The sequence below is a fragment of the Microbacterium sp. CnD16-F genome (assembly GCF_024124465.1).
GTDB classification, from domain to species: Bacteria; Actinomycetota; Actinomycetes; order Actinomycetales; family Microbacteriaceae; genus Microbacterium; species Microbacterium gawkjiense.
On sequence record NZ_JAMXSA010000055.1, the window covers coordinates 1 to 17,850 of the forward strand.

At 67.6% G+C, this 17,850-nt stretch carries 25 protein-coding genes; 5 read left to right on the plus strand and 20 right to left on the minus strand.

Features of this window, described 5'->3' with window-relative positions; all coding sequences use genetic code 11:
• Window positions 1-90: 90 nt before the first annotated feature.
• The 4 genes from NH287_RS12610 to NH287_RS12625 all read right to left on the minus strand — a co-directional run bounded on the left by NH287_RS12610 (window position 91) and on the right by NH287_RS12625 (window position 2,658).
• A complete protein-coding gene (locus tag NH287_RS12610) occupies window positions 91-978 on the minus strand; it encodes a zeta toxin family protein (RefSeq protein ID WP_234001863.1) in 888 nt (295 codons plus the stop codon).
• Window positions 979-1,148: 170 nt separating this feature from the next.
• Window positions 1,149-1,616, minus strand: coding sequence for a hypothetical protein (locus NH287_RS12615; protein WP_234001862.1), 468 nt, complete (start codon window positions 1,614-1,616; stop codon window positions 1,149-1,151).
• A 51-nt stretch (window positions 1,617-1,667) separates the two neighbouring features.
• On the minus strand, window positions 1,668-2,228 hold the full coding sequence (locus tag NH287_RS12620; protein WP_253035904.1) for a recombinase family protein: 561 nt from the start codon (window positions 2,226-2,228) through the stop codon (window positions 1,668-1,670).
• A gap of 220 nt (window positions 2,229-2,448) precedes the next feature.
• Window positions 2,449-2,658 carry a hypothetical protein gene (locus tag NH287_RS12625; protein ID WP_200769338.1) on the minus strand — a complete coding sequence of 70 codons (210 nt, stop codon included), beginning with the start codon at window positions 2,656-2,658 and terminating at the stop codon, window positions 2,449-2,451.
• Window positions 2,659-2,811: 153 nt separating this feature from the next.
• On the opposite strand from NH287_RS12625, the gene NH287_RS12630 reads away from it, so the two are divergent.
• The 4 genes from NH287_RS12630 (at window position 2,812) to smpB (ending at window position 5,462) form a co-directional block, all read left to right on the plus strand.
• On the plus strand, window positions 2,812-3,576 hold the full coding sequence (locus tag NH287_RS12630) for an IS6-like element IS6100 family transposase (RefSeq protein ID WP_129028116.1): 765 nt from the start codon (window positions 2,812-2,814) through the stop codon (window positions 3,574-3,576).
• A 41-nt stretch (window positions 3,577-3,617) separates the two neighbouring features.
• Window positions 3,618-3,821: a hypothetical protein gene (locus NH287_RS12635; RefSeq protein ID WP_253035905.1), complete on the plus strand. Its 204-nt coding sequence runs from the start codon at window positions 3,618-3,620 to the stop codon at window positions 3,819-3,821.
• Window positions 3,818-4,732, plus strand: a complete 915-nt coding sequence (gene ftsX / locus NH287_RS12640; protein ID WP_079941836.1) for a permease-like cell division protein FtsX — start codon at window positions 3,818-3,820, stop codon at window positions 4,730-4,732. Before NH287_RS12635 ends, ftsX begins: the two co-directional genes overlap by 4 nt.
• Before the next feature lie 250 nt (window positions 4,733-4,982).
• Complete coding sequence (gene smpB / locus NH287_RS12645) at window positions 4,983-5,462, plus strand: SsrA-binding protein SmpB (RefSeq protein ID WP_079941835.1); 480 nt, start codon at window positions 4,983-4,985, stop codon at window positions 5,460-5,462.
• A gap of 119 nt (window positions 5,463-5,581) precedes the next feature.
• Here the strand turns inward: smpB and nylB are convergent, their stop codons facing one another.
• The 6 genes from nylB to NH287_RS12675 are packed head-to-tail and all read right to left on the minus strand — an operon-like array spanning window position 5,582 to window position 10,792.
• Entirely contained in the window at window positions 5,582-6,760 is a 1,179-nt protein-coding gene (gene nylB / locus NH287_RS12650) for a 6-aminohexanoate-dimer hydrolase (protein WP_012476894.1), read from the minus strand.
• Complete coding sequence (locus tag NH287_RS12655; protein WP_079941800.1) at window positions 6,757-7,341, minus strand: cytosine permease; 585 nt, start codon at window positions 7,339-7,341, stop codon at window positions 6,757-6,759. Before NH287_RS12655 ends, nylB begins: the two co-directional genes overlap by 4 nt.
• A gap of 31 nt (window positions 7,342-7,372) precedes the next feature.
• Window positions 7,373-8,440 (minus strand): endo-type 6-aminohexanoate oligomer hydrolase, encoded by a 1,068-nt coding sequence (locus tag NH287_RS12660; RefSeq protein WP_012476895.1) that lies wholly within the window; start codon window positions 8,438-8,440, stop codon window positions 7,373-7,375.
• Entirely contained in the window at window positions 8,437-9,210 is a 774-nt protein-coding gene (locus NH287_RS12665) for an ABC transporter ATP-binding protein (RefSeq protein ID WP_079941799.1), read from the minus strand. The genes NH287_RS12660 and NH287_RS12665 overlap by 4 nt, the downstream gene beginning before the upstream one ends.
• Window positions 9,207-10,028 carry an ABC transporter ATP-binding protein gene (locus tag NH287_RS12670; RefSeq protein ID WP_079941798.1) on the minus strand — a complete coding sequence of 274 codons (822 nt, stop codon included), beginning with the start codon at window positions 10,026-10,028 and terminating at the stop codon, window positions 9,207-9,209. The genes NH287_RS12665 and NH287_RS12670 overlap by 4 nt, the downstream gene beginning before the upstream one ends.
• Complete coding sequence (locus NH287_RS12675; protein WP_253035906.1) at window positions 10,025-10,792, minus strand: ABC transporter permease; 768 nt, start codon at window positions 10,790-10,792, stop codon at window positions 10,025-10,027. Before NH287_RS12675 ends, NH287_RS12670 begins: the two co-directional genes overlap by 4 nt.
• 128 nt (window positions 10,793-10,920) lie before the next feature.
• Here NH287_RS12675 and NH287_RS12680 point away from each other — a divergent pair, with 128 nt between their 5' ends.
• Window positions 10,921-11,685 (plus strand): IS6-like element IS6100 family transposase, encoded by a 765-nt coding sequence (locus tag NH287_RS12680; RefSeq protein ID WP_001389365.1) that lies wholly within the window; start codon window positions 10,921-10,923, stop codon window positions 11,683-11,685.
• A 238-nt stretch (window positions 11,686-11,923) separates the two neighbouring features.
• On the opposite strand, the gene NH287_RS12685 is transcribed toward NH287_RS12680, so the two are convergent.
• From NH287_RS12685 to NH287_RS12730, 10 genes are all read right to left on the minus strand, one after another.
• Complete coding sequence (locus tag NH287_RS12685) at window positions 11,924-12,322, minus strand: hypothetical protein (protein WP_253035907.1); 399 nt, start codon at window positions 12,320-12,322, stop codon at window positions 11,924-11,926.
• Window positions 12,319-13,116: a ParA family protein gene (locus NH287_RS12690; RefSeq protein ID WP_253035908.1), complete on the minus strand. Its 798-nt coding sequence runs from the start codon at window positions 13,114-13,116 to the stop codon at window positions 12,319-12,321. The genes NH287_RS12685 and NH287_RS12690 overlap by 4 nt, the downstream gene beginning before the upstream one ends.
• A 77-nt stretch (window positions 13,117-13,193) precedes the next feature.
• On the minus strand, window positions 13,194-13,577 hold the full coding sequence (locus NH287_RS12695; protein WP_253035909.1) for a single-stranded DNA-binding protein: 384 nt from the start codon (window positions 13,575-13,577) through the stop codon (window positions 13,194-13,196).
• A gap of 64 nt (window positions 13,578-13,641) precedes the next feature.
• The gene (locus NH287_RS12700; protein ID WP_253035910.1) at window positions 13,642-13,959 is read right to left on the minus strand and encodes a hypothetical protein; all 318 of its coding nucleotides are present in this window, start codon (window positions 13,957-13,959) and stop codon (window positions 13,642-13,644) included.
• Between the two features lie 56 nt (window positions 13,960-14,015).
• Entirely contained in the window at window positions 14,016-14,363 is a 348-nt protein-coding gene (locus tag NH287_RS12705; RefSeq protein WP_253035911.1) for a hypothetical protein, read from the minus strand.
• A gap of 55 nt (window positions 14,364-14,418) precedes the next feature.
• The gene (locus NH287_RS12710; RefSeq protein ID WP_290440599.1) at window positions 14,419-14,673 is read right to left on the minus strand and encodes a glutaredoxin domain-containing protein; all 255 of its coding nucleotides are present in this window, start codon (window positions 14,671-14,673) and stop codon (window positions 14,419-14,421) included.
• Window positions 14,674-14,990: 317 nt separating this feature from the next.
• The gene (locus NH287_RS12715) at window positions 14,991-15,374 is read right to left on the minus strand and encodes a hypothetical protein (protein WP_253035912.1); all 384 of its coding nucleotides are present in this window, start codon (window positions 15,372-15,374) and stop codon (window positions 14,991-14,993) included.
• A 46-nt stretch (window positions 15,375-15,420) separates the two neighbouring features.
• Window positions 15,421-15,621, minus strand: coding sequence for a hypothetical protein (locus NH287_RS12720; RefSeq protein WP_253035913.1), 201 nt, complete (start codon window positions 15,619-15,621; stop codon window positions 15,421-15,423).
• A gap of 77 nt (window positions 15,622-15,698) precedes the next feature.
• Complete coding sequence (locus tag NH287_RS12725) at window positions 15,699-16,583, minus strand: ArdC-like ssDNA-binding domain-containing protein (protein WP_253035914.1); 885 nt, start codon at window positions 16,581-16,583, stop codon at window positions 15,699-15,701.
• Between the two features lie 420 nt (window positions 16,584-17,003).
• Window positions 17,004-17,684: a hypothetical protein gene (locus NH287_RS12730; RefSeq protein ID WP_253035915.1), complete on the minus strand. Its 681-nt coding sequence runs from the start codon at window positions 17,682-17,684 to the stop codon at window positions 17,004-17,006.
• Window positions 17,685-17,850: the final 166 nt, after the last annotated feature.

The window sequence follows — 17,850 nt, forward strand, 5'->3', positions numbered from 1 at the left end:
CCACTCCTGGGCTGTACTCCGACACCGTGAGTGAGCTCGTCGCGAGCATCTGCAATCACAACGAAAACTAGCCCCCACATCCCTGAAGGATCACGAAACGGTTACACCACTCCACGGGACTTGACCAGAACGCGAACCTGGCCGCTTCACTTGCGCGTCTGCGTTGCGCGGTGCGGATCTATCGGTACTGAAACTTGCCGCGGATAGTCTGCTCACCGACTGCTCTGCTTCGAGCTTTCCGCCGGGCTTCGACCGCACCTGCGCGACCTCACGAGTGGGCTGGGCTTCGCGCCCCTCAACCAACGATGCTCGGTGCTCCTCGGTACTAGTGTAGTGGCGCTCGTAGCGGATCACTCGTGGACATGACTGCGCGAGCTGGGCTGCCGCGTCCTGTGACTTCGAGCGCCCATGCTCGGTGTCGAACAGCGGCCGAGCGTATGCGCTTGGCACCCATCGTCCGCCGAGTGCGTCTGCTTTGCCTGCCTCGGCTTCCTGCATCGCGTGCTGCCAGCGCTGCACGATTCGATCCTGCGATACCTCGAACGGCACCTCGACGTCGACGACCGTTACCTGGTAGCCAGCGTCCGCAAGATACGCCCCAAGCTCCACTGCTTTGTCTGGGTCGCTCAGTACCGTGTCGACGATGATGTTCGTTCCCTGGTCGATCATCTCTGTGCGCAGCGCGCGTGCAAGCATCGACGATTCTTCATGCACGAGTGAGGCAAGTTCAAGTGGATAGAACCGCTCCCCCTGCGCCTCTAAGTCGCGCACCTCTGGCGGTTTGATCCATTCCTCATAGCTGCCATCTGCCATCGCTTCGCGCAGCAACAGCTTCTTGAACTCGTCCGCGTCAATATTCACGTAGTGGTCTCGATCCGCGCCGAGCACGGTATCGGCGACTCGCCCTTTCCCGGCTCCTGGCGGGCCGGCCAGCACAAGTGCTCGACCTTCATCTTTCGCGTTCGGCGACTGGCTCACTACCGCGGCCTTAATGCGCTCGTGCGTCGCCCGTCGTACCGCTCTACGTGACCCGTTGGAGCGATACCAAGCAGGGTTTCTGGTAGTCGCGTGTGGGCCGTCTTTGTCGAGTGGGCCGCCGGCAGTAGAGAGCGCTTGGACAACCTCGATATGCCGCTGCTCCTCTGGGGTCACGCCGCCGTCATCCGTGCATCGATGCGATCGCCAATCTCGTCGTACAGCTCATCGTCGATCAGCCCACGGCTCAGCGCGCGGTCCAGGTCATCGACCGAGCCCGCAACGTCCATCAGCAGATCGTCGAACGCATCATTGGTCTGAGCCCGCGGCACATACTCCCAGCGCGTCAGCTCATCGACAAGCTGCGCGCGGTCGATCAGGCCGGCTGCGTATCGCTCGCAAATCTCGTAGGGATCTGCGCCAGAGAAACCTTCACGAGGCATCGGGATTGTGGCGGCCCTCTGCAATACCTTCTGCACGTTCGGCTGCGAGACCTTCACCAGATCGGCGATCGCCTTCTGACGCAATCCACGCTGTTTCAGCCGCAGCAGACTGCGCCGGTAGTCCAGCTCTCCGATGTTTCGCAAGTGCTGCGCCTTCCGTGCAGCGACCGCCTCGACGGGGATCTCGGTAATCGTCATAGTCTCCACCTCCGCTTCAAGTCTATCGCAAATATAACCATAGTTATACTGCTACTTTGTGAGCGCGCGCATGACGCTCGATGCGCCGACTCCGAGCACACGCCCGATGTGGGCGTAGCTCTGGTTCTCTGCGCGCATCTTCTCGGCCGCGGCGATCCGCTCGGCCGTCATCACGGTTGGGCGGCCGCCGACCCTTCCCTGGCTCCTGGCGTGCTCCAATCCAAGGCGCGTGTTCTCTCTGATCGTGTCGACGCGGAGCTGCGCGAAGACCACGACGATGCCATAGAGCGCCTTCCCCATCGGTGTAGTGGTGTCGATGGCGGGCTCTGTGAGACTTACGATGTTCAGGCCGCGGTCGTTCAGCTCGGACAGCACCTCGATCATCAGGCGCTCACTGCCGGCAAGTCGATCGAGCTTGCGGACCTTGATCGTGTCGCCGGAGCGCGCAGCTACGTCGATGAGCTTGCGCCACTCGGGGCGATCGGCGATGCGGCTCGATTCGCCGTGGTCGACGAACACGCGACTGCAGCCGGCCGCGCGCAGCTCGGCTTCCTGCGCGCCCGGATCTTGCTCTTTGCGCGAGACTCGCGCGTACCCAAATACTTCGGCCATGCCATAAACGGTACGCGCTCAGTATCGGTGCGTTTCAGTTTCGGTTGGGGGTTTCGGTGCGCCGCTGTTCGGCGTGTCATGCAGCGCCGCGACGTCGCCGAGCTGCACACCGAAAACGATCGTTATCGGTCGGCGCTCGTCGGCGGCAGAGCTGCATCGAGCACCTGCCCGATGCGGGTGCGCTCCTCGGTGTCGGCATCCGGGCCGTCCACGTCGTGACTCACTGGGGATCGTCGTACCAGCGCACGACGCCGTTGGCTGCGTGCGCTTCGCGCAGCGCGGCCGAGGCGGCATCGAACGCTGCGGCGGCACGGTGCAGCTCTGCCGCCGTGGTGACGGTGCCAGTTGCGCCGTCGCCGCGCCCGTCCTCGCCGTTGTAGTGCGTCCCGTCGACGACGCGCTCATGCCAGGCCGCGAGCTGGCCGAGCATGGGTACGTCGACGCCGACATACCTCCCGAACTGCGCACCGGCCGTACGCCTCAGTACAGCGTGCAGCGCCGTCGCGTCATCGAGGACGCGGGGGCTCTGTTGCAAAAATCGTGAAGCTTGAGCATGCTTGGCGGAGATTGGACGGACGGAACGATGACGGATTTCAAGTGGCGCCATTTCCAGGGTGATATGATCCTGTGGGCGGTGCGCTGGTATTGTCGCTATCCGATCAGCTATCGCGACCTTGAGGAAATGCTGGCGGAACGCGGCATTTCGGTCGACCATACGACGATCTATCGCTGGGTCCAGTGCTACGCCCCGGAGATGGAGAAGCGGCTGCGCTGGTTCTGGCGGCGTGGCTTTGATCCGAGCTGGCGCCTGGATGAAACCTACGTCAAGGTGCGGGGCAAGTGGACCTACCTGTACCGGGCAGTCGACAAGCGGGGCGACACGATCGATTTCTACCTGTCGCCGACCCGCAGCGCCAAGGCAGCGAAGCGGTTCCTGGGCAAGGCCCTGCGAGGCCTGAAGCACTGGGAAAAGCCTGCCACGCTCAATACCGACAAAGCGCCGAGCTATGGTGCAGCGATCACCGAATTGAAGCGCGAAGGAAAGCTGGACCGGGAGACGGCCCACCGGCAGGTGAAGTATCTCAATAACGTGATCGAGGCCGATCACGGAAAGCTCAAGATACTGATCAAGCCGGTGCGCGGTTTCAAATCGATCCCCACGGCCTATGCCACGATCAAGGGATTCGAAGTCATGCGAGCCCTGCGCAAAGGACAGGCTCGCCCCTGGTGCCTGCAGCCCGGCATCAGGGGCGAGGTGCGCCTTGTGGAGAGAGCTTTTGGCATTGGGCCCTCGGCGCTGACGGAGGCCATGGGCATGCTCAACCACCATTTCGCAGCAGCCGCCTGATCGGCGCAGAGCGACAGCCTACCTCTGACTGCCGCCAATCTTTGCAACAGAGCCCCGACGACTCCGACATCGACGATGACGACACGGTGCGCTCCGGCGGGCCGCAGGCGCGCCGGATCCCGAGCTTCCTCGATCCGGATCGCCCGATGGATCCCGTGCGCATGTCCGAGACCGGCAGCCTGGCGGAGCACCTCGGGTTGCGCCGGAAGAACGACGACCAGACGGATGTGGGGCCGGTGCGATGAGGGCGGGACTGGTGCTCGGCGAGGTCTGGAACGGCCTGCGCCGCAATATGTCGGTGGTCATCTCCGTGGTGCTGGTGACCTTCGTGTCGCTCACCTTCGTGGGGGCGGCGATCCTGATGCAGCTGCAGATCCAGCAGATGAAGACGTTCTGGTACGACCGCGCGCAGGTGGCCGTCTACCTCTGCACGGACTACGACCAGAGTTCGACCTGCGCCGGCGAGGACGCGGGCGAGGACGAGATCGCGGCCGTCGAGGAGGCGCTGCAGTCGGACACGCTGCGCCCCTACGTCGACGACTTCTTCTTCGTGACGCACGAGCAGGCCTACAAGGAGTTCGTGCAGCAGTTCGAGGGCAACCCGATCGTCGACATCACGAAGCCGGAGCAGCTCAACCAGACCTTCTGGATCAAGCTCAAGGATCCCTCGCGCTCCGACATCATCACGGAGACGTTCTCGGGCATCCCCGGCGTGCAGAGCGTCTCGGACCAGCGCAGCCTGCTCGATCGGATCTTCCTGTTCCTGGGGGTGGCGAGCTACACGGCGATCGTCATCGCGGGGCTCATGCTGGTGGCGGCCATGCTGCTGATCTCGACCACGATCAGGCTCTCGGCGTTCTCGCGCCGGCGGGAGATCGGGATCATGCGCCTCGTGGGCGCGTCGAACCGGTTCATCCAGACCCCCTTCATATTGGAGGGCATCATCGCCGCGCTCTTCGGCGCCGTGCTCGCGAGCGCCGCGTCGGTGGCGATCGTGCGCTTCTTCGTGCAGGGATTCCTCGCCCGGGAGGTGCCGTTCACGAGTTACATCACGGTGGAGCAGGCGCTCGTGGTGCCGCCGATCCTCGTGCTGGTGGGAGTGGTGCTCTCGGCGATCGCGGCGAAGATCGCGATCACCAGATACCTGCGGGTGTAGCGCAGAGCGTCCCCGGGGCGGGCCGCGGATCCGGATCTCGGGGCCGGGGCTCGTCGAAACCGAGCCCATCGTGCGAGCCCGAGCCCTCCCGCGCCGATAATCCGTGCGGGTTGGAGCAATCGGCTCGGTTCGGGCGCCTCGAGGCCGGGCGGCTCGGCGTGGCGGGCGGAACGGCGGCGGTGTGCGATAAGCTGGTTCTTCGCGCGTGAGCGCGGACCCCGAACCACCCCGGCCGCAGGAAGGATGTGACATGAGCCCGAAGGAGACCGGCGAGAAGCTGATCGCCTCCAACAAGAAGGCCCGGCACGAGTACCACATCCTCGACACCTACGAGGCGGGCCTGGTGCTCACGGGCAGCGAGGTGAAGTCGCTGCGCATGGGACGCGCGTCGCTCGTCGACGGATACGTGTTCATCGAGCGCGGCGAGGCCTGGCTCGACGCCGCCTACATCCCCGAGTACCTCAACGGCTCGTGGACGAACCACGCGCCGCGCCGCAAGCGCAAGCTGCTGCTGCACCGCCAGCAGATCGACAAGCTCTACCAGAAGACCCGCGAGGGCGGCATGACGATCGTGCCGCTGCGCCTGTACTTCCTCGACGGCCGCGCGAAGGTCGAGATCGCCCTCGCGAAGGGCAAGAAGGAGTACGACAAGCGCCAGACCATGCGCGAGCGGCAGGACAAGCGCGAGGCCGAACGGGCGATGCGCACCCGCAACCGGATGGGGGAGTAGGCGCTCCCTCGGGTGTCCCCGCGTCGCGGGCGGATCCTGCGACGCGCCTGACGCGGTGGCGCCACCGCGTCAGGCAGTCGCAGGATCCACCGGCGCGGTGCCGACGCCGGTCACGCCGCCTACACCGCGTCGAGGGCACGGCTGACGTCGAGCAGGATCCCGCTCTGCAGCCCGTGCCAGTGCCGGGTGTCGGGATCGGGCCACGACGAGAGCTTGACGATCACGGAGTCGGTGCGCGGATCGAGCCAGAGGTTCTGGCCGTGGATGCCGATGCCGCTCACGTTGCCGCGCTCGTTGCCCGTGCACCACCACTGGCGCGTGTAGCTGCCCTCGGGGAATGCGGAGGTGAAACCCTCGTCGGTCATGGCTTCGCGGGAGCCGCCGGCCAGCACGCTTTCCACCCAGCCCTGCGATACGACCCGTCCGCCGGGAGCGACGCCGCCGTCGAGCATCATGCGGCCCACGCGTGCGAGATCCCGCGCGGTGCAGGAGACGCCCCCGTTCGCGAAGCCGAAGCCGGTCTGGTCGACCGTGATGGTCGCATCCCGATCGGCGTCGAGCTTCGCCCACAGGTACGTGGAGAGCGCTTCGACGTAGCGCAGACCGGTGACCCGCTCGACGATCCAGGCGAGCACGTCGGTGTTCGCCGAGCAGTACTGGAACTCGCCGGTGCCGCCGTCGCCGCGGAGGGTGGTGAGGAACTCGTAGGTGTCGGCGGGGTCCCCGTCTCGCCGCGTGCGCCAGCCGGCGGAGCGATCGTGGGTCTGCACCTCCGAGGCCGGATCGACGTAGTCCTCGTTGTAGTCGATCGAGATCTGCATGTCGAGCACCTGCAGCACGGAGGGCCCGTCGTAGACGGAGCCCGCGAGCTCGGGTACATACTCGGTGACGGGCTGCGCGGGATCGATGCGCCCCTCGTCGATCAGCGCGCCGACGACCGTGCCGCACAGCGACTTCGAGACGCTCATCAGCAGGTGACGGTCGTCGGGTGCGAAACCCGCCCGGTAGTACTCGGCGAGGACCTCGGAGCCGCGCAGCACGAGGAATGCGTCGGTGCAGGTCTCCTCGAGCCGCTGCTCGAGATCGGGGAGCCGCGTCGCGAGCGCGTCGAGCCGCACGACGGGCTCCGCGGGCGTCGCCGGGTCGCGCCGGGAGACCGCCGCCGTGGGCAGCAGCTCGCCCAGGCGGGCGAAGGCCCAGCGGTTGTGCGGGGCCTCCTGCCAGCTGTCGAGTGTCGGCTCCCCGGCCGCGGCTCCGGGATACCTGGCGGGGTGCTGGCCGGTGGAACGTGCGTTCATCGAGTGTCTCCGAAGGTGTAGCCGCGGCGGGTGAAGAGATAGTAGAGGCCACCGCTGACGATCATCGCGACGGGGGCGGAGAGATCGATGTAGCCCATGGCCTCGGCGACCGCGCCGCTCCAGAAATCGGTGGTGAGGAAGAAGGAGGCGGCAGCGCCGCCGATGATCCCCGCGGCGAGGCCGGGAATGCTGAAGCCGCCGGTGTACCAGTACTTCGCCCCCCGGCGCTCGTCGAAGAGATCGAGGCCATCGTATCGGTTGCGGCGCAGCCAGATGTCCATGCAGTAGACGGTGATGCCCGGAGCCGAGATGAGGATCAGCACCTGCAGCATGATGTTCACCGCGTCGAGCAGGCTGGTCGACATGACCAGGTAGATGGTGAAGAAGGTGCCGAGCACGCCGATGATGATGGCCGAGGGGATGCGCCGGATCGGGATGCCGATCGACTGGAACGCCATGCTGGCGGTGTAGGTGGTCATGCCGTCGACCGCGTCGCGGATCCCCTCCCCGAAGCGGCTCCCGATCTCGGCGCCCCGGCTTCCCGGATCCGTGCCCGTCACCGTCGCGGTGATGATCTCCACAGCGTTCCTCTCCTGTTCCGGGGCCGGGCCCCTACTTGCCGGCCTCGAGGACGGCGTCCCACATCACCTCGGAGGCGATCGCGCCGAGCGCGGTCGCGTTCACCGACAGCCGCCCGCGCGACGACCCCGGGGTCGTCGGCAGATCGATCTCGTCGGTGGTGACGGCGAAGAGCGTGTCGCCGTCCATGTCGGTGTGGAACGGCTGGATGCCGCGGTGCATCGAACTGTGCACCTGCTTGGCGAACTGGTTCAGCTCGACGGGGCTCATCCGCACGTTCGTGACGATCGCGCTGATCGTGGTGTTGCCGGCCTCGGTGACGGGCGGGACCTGCTCGGCGAACGCCTCCTGGTAGTCGAACACCGGGTGGCGCCGGACCCCGGTCTGCGCGTCGTAGTTGCCGCGCACCACCGTGCCCGCGCGGTCCACGATCACACCGACCGGGTTCGGCACGACGACGGCGAGGATGCGCACGTCGCCGAGACGACGGAACGCCGCGCCCTGCCCGGTGATCTCGGTGCGGTCCCAGTCCACCTTGCCCGCGGACGCGCTCATGCCCGCGCCCGCCCGCCCCTGCGGGAACTCACCGGGAACGGCGAATTCGAGCGCCGCGCGGCCGAGCGCCTTGTCGGGGTAGACCGCGGTGGAGCGCGCCGAGAAGTCGTAGATGACCGCCGACGACACCAGCTGGAGCTCGGCGAAGCCGGTGCGATGCTCGAGGCGTTCCAGGAGCGCGTCGCTCACCCCGGCGCCCGCCTCGAGCCCGTAGCCGGCTCCGCCGGCCAGGCAGATGGCGTGGTTGAAGTCGTAGCCGCCGGAGAGCCCCACCGCCCCGCCCCGCGCGTCCACCGCGGTGCGGGCGCCGGCGGGGATGTGGATCACGGTCGCACCGGTGGGCCCCTCCTCGTAGTGCGCCGCGCCGATGCTGACCCCGGGGAAGTCGAACCGCAGCATCTCGCGGCCCGTGCTCCTGACCGGCGCGAGATCGAAGGCGTCGTTGCCCGGACCCCCGAAGACCGGAGGGCCGGCCAGCCGGGGTGCGGGATCGACGGCGATCCCGCCGTCGATGTCGGTGAGTGCGTGGACCGGTGTCGTATTCATAGGGCCTCCAAGAGTGTCTGCGAGTAGGGATGCCGGGGGTTCCGGAAGAACTCGTCGGTCGCGGCGGTCTCGACGAGATCTCCCCGGAACAGCACGGCGACGCGATCGGCGACGCGCTGCACCGCGCCGAGATCGTGCGAGATGAAGAGGGCGCCGAAGCGGTGCTCCGCCTGCAGTTCGCGGATGAGCGCGAGGATCTGCATCTGCACGGCGACGTCGAGCGCGCTCACGGCCTCGTCGAAGACGATGAAGCGCGGCTCGGTCACGAGCGCCCGGGCCACCGAGACGCGCTGGCGCTGTCCTCCGGAGAGCTCGTGGGGGTAGCGCTCGGCGAAGGCGGGGTTCAGCCCCACCTGCTCGAGCATCTCCGTCACGCGCTGCCGCTGCTCGGAGCGGCCGAGGTCGCGTCGCGCCACGGTGAGCGGTTCGCGCACCGACTCCCCGACCTTGCGCCGGGGGTTGAGCGACCAGTGCGGATGCTGCAGCACCGCCTGCAGCTTGCCGGCGTTGGCCCTGCGCGACCGGGTGAAGGGGCTCCCGAGCAGCAGCACCTCGCCGGAGTCGGGCCGCTTGAGGCCCAGGGCGACCGAGGCGGTCGTGGTCTTGCCCGATCCGGACTCGCCCACCAGCCCCAGGGTCTCGCCCGGGGCGACCTCGAGCGTCACCGCGTTCATGGCGCGGACGGTCCGCCGCTTCGCTCCCGCCCCGCTCGTGAACGCGACGCTGACATCGCGCAGCTCCAGCACGGGGGTCGTCTTCGCAGACATCATTCCGTCTCCTTCGCCGCGAGATCCGCGCGGCCGGGCATGGCCGCGACCAGCGTTCTCGTGTAGTCCGCCCGCGGCTCGTCGAGCACCCGCGCGGTCGGGCCCTCCTCGACGATACGCCCCTGGTGCATCACGACGACCCGGTCGCACCAGCGGCGCACCGCGCCGAGGTCGTGGCTGATCCAGATGAGGCTCGCGCCGGAGCGCTGCACCAGGTCGACGATGAGGGTCAGGATCTCGTCGCGCACCTGTGCGTCGAGCGATGCCGTGGGCTCGTCGGCGATCAGGATCTCGGGCTCGCGCGCCATGGTCAGCGCGATCGCGATGCGCTGCGCCATCCCGCCCGACACCTCGTGCGGGTAGAGCCTGAGCACGCGCTCGGGCTCGAGGATCCTGACGCTCTCGAGCAGTTGCGCGAGCGACCCCGGGTCGACCGGCCCGCCGAGCGGCCTCAGTGCGAGTTCGAGCTGGCGGCGGATCCGCATCGTGGGGTCGAGCGAGGCGATGGGATCCTGCGGGATGAAACCCAGCGACTCGCGTCGCAGCGCCCGTATCGCATCGGGCGCGAGGTCCGCGAGATCCCTGCCGAGCACGTGCACCGACCCGGAGGTCACGTGGCAGGCCCGCGGCAGCATGCGGCCGATCGCCTGGGACACGGTCGACTTGCCGGATCCCGACTCGCCGACGATCGCGAGCAGTTCGCCGCGGGCGACATCGAGATCGATCCCGTCGAGCGCTCGGGTCACGCCGAGACGGGTGCGGTACTCGGCGCTGAATCCCGTGAGCGAGACCACCGGGGCAGCGGGGGCGTTCGCGGTCATACGAGGCTCCTTGTCTCGCGCGGATCGAGCCGATCGCGCATCGTGTCGCCGATGAGGTTGATGGAGAGGATCGCGACGACGAGCACCGCGGCCGGGATGAACAGCAGCCAGGGCGCCTGCAGCATGTAGCTGCCGCCCTCCTGGATCAGCAGGCCCAGCGACGAGCGGGGCGGCTGCACCCCGTAGCCGAGGAAGCTCAGTCCTCCCTCGACGAGGATGCCGACCGACAGCGCGTACGTCCCCTGCACCGCGATGGTGCCGCTGACGTTCGGCAGCAGGTGCCGGAAGAGGATCACCGGGGCCGACACGCCGCTGATCTTCGCGGTGGTCACGAAGTCGCGCTTGGCGACCGACATCGCCGCCGCGCTCACCATGCGGGTCATGAGCGGCACCGTGACGAGCACGATGCTGGAGAGCACCGCGGCCTGGCCGGGGCCCACGACCGCGGCGATGAGGATCGCGAGCACGATCGACGGGAAGGAGTAGAGGACGTCGCTCAGGCGCATGATGACTTCGCGCGCCCAGCCGCCCGCGTAGCCGGCGATGAGGCCGAGGATCACGCTGATGACCGCGGTGCACACGACGGCGAGGGTGGAGAGGACGAGCGTGGTGCGCGTCCCCTCGAGCAGGCGTGCGAGCACCGAGCGGCCGAGGGCGTCCGTGCCGAGCGGGTACGCCGCCGACGGCGGGCTGAGCCGGGTGCCGACGATCTTCGCCGGGTCGCCGGCGAACGGGATGACGGCGGCGGCGACCGCGACGAGCACGATGAGGCCGAGCGCGCAGGCGGCGGCGATGAAGAGGGCGTCGCGGGGCGGGCGGGTCTTGACCGCGGGCTCTGTTGCAAAAATCGTGAAGCTTGAGCATGCTTGGCGGAGATTGGACGGACGGAACGATGACGGATTTCAAGTGGCGCCATTTCCAGGGTGATGTGATCCTGTGGGCGGTGCGCTGGTATTGTCGCTATCCGATCAGCTATCGCGACCTTGAGGAAATGCTGGCGGAACGCGGCATTTCGGTCGACCATACGACGATCTATCGCTGGGTCCAGTGCTACGCCCCGGAGATGGAGAAGCGGCTGCGCTGGTTCTGGCGGCGTGGCTTTGATCCGAGCTGGCGCCTGGATGAAACCTACGTCAAGGTGCGGGGCAAGTGGACCTACCTGTACCGGGCAGTCGACAAGCGGGGCGACACGATCGATTTCTACCTGTCGCCGACCCGCAGCGCCAAGGCAGCGAAGCGGTTCCTGGGCAAGGCCCTGCGAGGCCTGAAGCACTGGGAAAAGCCTGCCACGCTCAATACCGACAAAGCGCCGAGCTATGGTGCAGCGATCACCGAATTGAAGCGCGAAGGAAAGCTGGACCGGGAGACGGCCCACCGGCAGGTGAAGTATCTCAATAACGTGATCGAGGCCGATCACGGAAAGCTCAAGATACTGATCAAGCCGGTGCGCGGTTTCAAATCGATCCCCACGGCCTATGCCACGATCAAGGGATTCGAAGTCATGCGAGCCCTGCGCAAAGGACAGGCTCGCCCCTGGTGCCTGCAGCCCGGCATCAGGGGCGAGGTGCGCCTTGTGGAGAGAGCTTTTGGCATTGGGCCCTCGGCGCTGACGGAGGCCATGGGCATGCTCAACCACCATTTCGCAGCAGCCGCCTGATCGGCGCAGAGCGACAGCCTACCTCTGACTGCCGCCAATCTTTGCAACAGAGCCCCGCCGACGATCCCGACGAACAAGCCGATCAGCACGAACCAGACGACCCCTAGTGCATCGGAGAGCTGATACAACGTGTAGGCGCTGATAAGGGCCAGCGGTGCGCCGATGAGAGCCCACCGCTCCCAGTCTGTGAGCAGTCGCCACGCGAGGCGCATGTCTCGTGCGAGGTTGGCCATGATGCTCACTCCCCCATCGGTCGGCCCTGTGGCAGCTCGCGGGCTCCCACAGCCGGGAACGGCTGGCCGTTGTTGTACTTGGCTTCCAGCCGCTCGACCTCGGCCAGCACGGCGTCGTTGACGAACTGGCTGAGCGTGCGCGCTCCCTCCGAGACCTGGGTGTGCAGGATCGCACCGCGCACGCGCGCCGTGTCGTCGGGGTGCTGGTAGAAGCTCACCTTGTGCCGGTACTTCGTCTTGTCGCTCGTTGAGCTGGTGGCGCGTGCCGGCTTCGGTGCCGCGGGCTGCGCGGCCGCCGGCACGACGTCGGGTTCGGGCGTCGCCGGCTGTGCCGGCTGTGCCGGCGGGGCGACCGGGCTCGATCCGGCGAGGCTGGACTTACGCGGGGCGGGACGGGTGCTCATGACGTGACTCCTTCGATGGCGGTCAGGTGGTCGGTGTAGATCGCGCCGAGCGCGGTCGCCTCGGCGCTCCCCCACTCGTCGAGGCCGCGAGCGGCCTCGGTGGCGTCGCTGATGACGACGCGCTTGGGGATCGGTGGCGTGAGCACGCGCAACTCGCGGGCTCCGGCGGCCGCGTGCAGCTCGTCGAGCCAGGTGCGGCCGCTGACGGTCTGCTCCTCGTGCTGGTTGACGATGACGCCTGCCACGCGCAGCGCGGGGTTGTAGTACTGGCGCACGTTGTCGATCGTGTCGAGGAGCTGCGCGAGCCCGTTGGCGCTGAACAGCTTGGAGTGGGTGACGATCGTCACGGCATCGGCGGCGGTGAGGCCGTTGATGGTGAGCTGGTCGAGGCTCGGTGCGCAGTCGATCAGGATCAGGTCGTAGTCGGCCGCCACGGCGGCCAGCGCCGCGCGCAGGCGACCTTCTCGGCCCGCTCCGGCGACCACGAGCTCGTCGCGCACGGAACCGAGGATCACGCCCGACGTCGGCACGACGTCGAGGCCGGGCCATACGCCGCGCACGATCACGTCTCGGATGCTCTCGGGCGCGCGTGAGCTGAGGGCGTCGGCAAGCCCTGCCTGGTCGTCTCCGACCGTCTCGGCGGCCGCGACTGAGGTCAGGTTGCCTTGCGGGTCGTTGTCGACGACGAGCACGCGCTGCCCGCGCAGCACGGCCGCGCGCGCGAGGTGGAACGTCGTCGTCGACTTACCGACGCCGCCCTTCTGGTTGCAGAGGGCGATGATTCGAGCGGTCACGGGTAATACCTCCAATAGTGCTAATAGTACTGTTGGGGGTGCGGTGCCAGCGAATCGGCACCGCACCCCTGGGTCGGTCAGAACGGCGTGCTGTCGGGCTCGTCCGCGCGGGCGGCCCGCTCGACGGTGACGCTCTGGCCGCGCAGGCTCACGCTCACCTCGTCGGCGCGCACCTCGTGCTGCATGCGGGTGCCCTGCTCGCCCTTGTACTCGGTGACGCGGTAGCGGCCCGAGAACGTCACGCGGATGTTCCCGCTGCGCTCGGCCGCCTCGATGAGGTTCACAGCCTGGTTGCCGCTCACGGCGACGTCGTAGCCGATGGTCGGGCCGTCGGTGTAGCTGCCGTCCTCCTGGCGCAGCCGGTCGCTGACGAGGACGCGGGCGTAGGTGTACGGCCCGTTGTCGCCCTCGCGCAGGGTCGGGGTCTCGGCCAGGTTGCCGGTGCGGGTGATGTAGCTCATGGTTTCCTCCTGTTGGATGGTGACTCTAATAGTACTGTTAGCGGTAATGGGGTTGCAAGGGGTCTTAGTTGTTCTCCTCCGATCGGTTGTCGGCGTCGATCGGCGGGTAGCCGATGAGGTCTCCGATCGCTGCTGCAAATGAGAGCGTCGCGCGCGCCTCGTGCTTCAGCGAGGTTGCGGCGTCGAGGTCTCCGGCCTGGGCCGTGTCGAGCGCGAGGTCTGTGGCCGTTGCGGCGGCCGCGAGGCAGGTGTCGCGCAGCTCGATCAGCCAGCCGCGCACCCTCTCCGGGGTGACGGCCCCGGTGGGCCGGGGGCACTTGCTGCGGATACTCTCGGGAAGTGCCGAGTAGCGGGCTGCGAGGTCTTGGACTGTGGCGTTCATGGGTTCTCCTTTCGGAGCGGCCCTAACGGTAATGGTACTATTAGGGCCGCTCGTGGTCACATGGGGCGGACGCGGCCGATGTACTCGCCGCCGGGGCCGTGGATGATGACGGGGGCGTTCACGTCGAGCTTGAGCAGGAATGCGCCCTCGGGGCGCAGGGGGTCGCCCTCGATGTGCAGCGTGGCGATCGTGGTTCCCTCGTCGTCGTCGAAGTCGACGCGACCGTAGTCGTCTGCCTCGGCGGGGCGCTGATATTCGTGGCCGGTGATGCCGTCGCGCACCCAGGGGTGCGGTTCGAGCCGGGCTCCGGTGTCGTACGGCGTGCCGGTGTGCTCGGTGATGTCGCTGTGGCTCACCTGGGCGATGACCGCTCCCTCGGGGCTGGCGATCGTGTAGTCGTTCATGGCGGTTTCCCTTCTCTCGTTCTAACTCTAATAGTACTATTACCGTTAGTGCATGTCAAGCATTTACGGCGGCGATGCGGTCGATCTGATCGGGCCGGAATCCCGACCAGTGATCTTCGCCGGTGCCGTCCTCGACGACGACGACGGGTGCCTCGGTGTATCCCAGCTCCTCGACCACGTACTCGCGTGCGGCGGTGTTCTCGCGGATGTCGACCTCGACGAACTCGACGCCCTTGCGGCCCATGACGTCCTTGGTCATCTTGCAGCGGATGCAGCTCGGGCCGGTGGTGTACACGGTGACTGTCAACATCTTGGAATCCTCCCATCCCCACGTTTTTTGCCGTGAAGGCGACTTGTCGCCGCTAGGGAGAGCCGGCCGGAGCACAAGCGACCGTGGAATACCGGAGCGGCCGAGCGCAGCGAAAGACGCGAGGATATGCCGCGAAAGCGCTTGTGCGGAGGCTGGCCGACCGTATGCTGCCGAAGGCTTCACGGCAAGAAAACGAGTGTGCCGTAGGCGCTCGGCCGCCGTAGGTGGCCGTCGATCAGCTCGGGCGCGCTCCGTCGCGCCTGAGCCGGGGGAGTGCGAGGGGCGCGGCCCTTCGCGCCGGGCGCAGCTCGGCTCGTTCATGGCTGATCCCACTCGAACAGCGTCGGCGCTGCTGGCGGCTGCGCGGGCTCGGGCCAGCGGGCCACCTGGGGGAGTCCGGCGGCTTCGCGGGTGTTGCACAGCTCCTCGAACGCGGCCGCGCGCTCGGCGTGCCAGCTCGCGGCCGCGTGGCCGGAGGGCCGCCGGCATCTGCCGGCGGCCGAGCCGCAGCGCGGGCAGGGGGCTTCGGCGGCGCAGGGCTCGACGGTGAAGTGCTGCCGCTTGCAGCTCTCGCAGCTCGTGAGCACGAGGGGCGCGCCCGTGGTGTCGATCATCTGGGGCCGGATGCGCAGGTACTCGTCGAGCGTCGCGGGCCGGGGCATGGGCTGGCGGCGCGTTCCGAGGTTGGCAAGGTCGGTCATGTCTGAATCCTGACTCTATGAGTACTAACAGTACTATTAGGGGTTACTATCCGAAAGCTCGCGCCCAGCAGTCGGGGTGCGTGCCGGATATCAGCAGCTCGCGGCGGGCGGGCTCGACGTCCGGCAGGACGTCCTGCACGGGGCGGCGGGCGGCCAGGGCTGCCGCCTGGCGGGCGGTCAGCTCGACGCGGCTCGATGCGCCGCAGAACATGCACGCCCTGGTCTCGATGGTGACGGTCTCGGTCATGGTGGGTTCCTCTCGCTCTCTACCTCTAATAGTACTATTGCCGTTACGATGTAGCAACGGCAATAGTACTATTCGGGTTAGGCTGCGTCGGCTGCCTCGGCGGGCTCGGTGATGGCGTCGGCCAGGGTGTGCGCGGCGCGCAGCACGTTTGCGGCGGTGGCCTTGATCGTCTCGGGTTCGCACTTGCTCCACCCGGCGATGTAGCCGACGCTGTAGGCGCTGGTGTCGAGTCCGAGGATGCCCGCGACGATGTAGGCGACGCTCTCGGCTTCGGTCTCTTTCACGCCGCGGTGCTCGACGTACTCGGCGTGATCTTCCTCGGCGTGCAGCTCGACGTGTGCGGCCTCGTGCAGGGCGGTCTTGGCGGCCTGGGCGGGGGAGAGGTCGGCGTCGATCACAACGCGCCGCGCCTCGGGGTCGGTGTAGCCGTTGGCAGCTCCATCGATGGGCTCGCGCTCGACCGTCCAGCCCTTGCCGGTGAGGTAATCCGCTACGGCGTCGAAGATGCCTGCGGGGTCGTTGCCGGTGAGCGGCTGCGCGAGGGTGCTGGGGTCGTCCGCCTCGGGGTCGATGGGGTCGGTCTGCGAGATGTCGAACACGGACACGGGGAAGAATCGCACGCGGCGCTGTTCTTTCTCCTCGCCGCTCTGCTCGTCCTCGACCGTCTCGCGCACGTCGCGGCCGCCGAAGATGCGGATGCCGCGCGATCCCTTGCGCACCTGGCGGCCGAGCTTCTGCCACGTGCGGTAACCGGCGACGCTGGTCGCCTCGGGCTTCTGCGCGAGGATCAGCAGCAGGTTGTTCAGGCTGTAGCGGTGGAACGCCTGCGCGAACGTGAGGAACCGCGACCAGGCTTCCGAGGTGCGCAGCTCCTCGACCTGTTCCGCGATCGTGGCGTGCAGCCCTTCGGCCTCGGCGCGACGCTCCTCGGGGCTCTTGGTGGTCTTGATCTTGCGGGCCATCTCACTACCTCCGGTGACGGTATTAGTACTATTAGGGTCTTGATCCTGACCCCCTTCACGTTTTCTTGCCGTGAAGGCGACTTGTCGCCGCTAGGGAGAGCCGGATGGAGCACAAGCGACCGTGGAATACCGGACTGAGCGGAGCGAGGGAGGATATGCCGCGAAAGCGCTTGTGCGGAGGCCGGCCGACCGTATGCTGCCGAAGGCTTCACGGCTAGAAAACGAGCGCCGCAGGCGTGAGGAGCTGTCGGCCGCGCAGCGGCCGTCGGGCACGGCCCGCAGGGCCGCGGGGGAGCGCGAGGGCGCAGCTCTCGTCGGTCGGCTGCTGGCCGGCCTCGATCCGTCCCCACTGTGTGCAGGCCAGCCCGGCGATAGCTGGGCTGTGCACATTGGGGGCGGTCGTTCGGCGTCAACGCCGGCTCAGGCGATCGCTTCGACCAGCTCGGGCACTTCGCCGTCGCTGCGCCCGTCCGGTTGTGCTGGGGCGTAGGACTCGACGGCGATCAGGCGGGCTCCGAGAATGTCGGTGATGATGCGCTCGGCGTCGCTGGGCGGCTCGACAGCGACGACGGCGGGTGCGGGGGAGCGGCGGGGCGCGATCGCGCGGCCGCCGCGCTCCTGCTCGACCTCGGCGCGAGCTGCACGGTAGTCGGCTCGGCCGTCGGCTCGACGTGGGTGCGCACCGTAGGCGCTCGTGCCGAACTCGGGTAGCAACGTGAGCTGGCCTCGGCCGGGTCGGCGGCCGGCACCGGGTCGCCGTGGTGCTTGCATCCATGTCTGTTCGGCCTGCCACCACGCCCACAGCTCGCGCTCGACGGCGTAGGCGGCGGCTCGACGCTGTAGCCGGCCGTCGACGCCGAGGCTTTCAGCGGCGGCTCGGCGTCGATCCTGGCTCGGCCGAGCCCAACGGGTGCCACGCTGCAAGAGCAGACCCGCCGACACGAGCCGGTCGAGGGAGCGCAGCGTGCGGGCGGGGTCTGATCCAGTGGCGCGGGCTAGCTCGTCGACGTCCTGAGCATCCTCGGTGGTTCTCGCGTAGAGGTTCCCTGCGTGCAGTCCGATGCCGGGGGAGAGGGTGAACACGTCGTGCGCAGCGTCCAAGGTTCGCGCGGTCAGGATCGTAATGAGCGTGGTGCGTTCGAGTAGTGCCCCGTAGAGTGGTGTAACGATCCCGGCCAGTAAACGTCAGCGTGGCCACCGGGATCTTCCTTCGAGGAAACTCTCACATCCCACTCGAAAGGCGTCACACCGATGACCACTCCCTCTA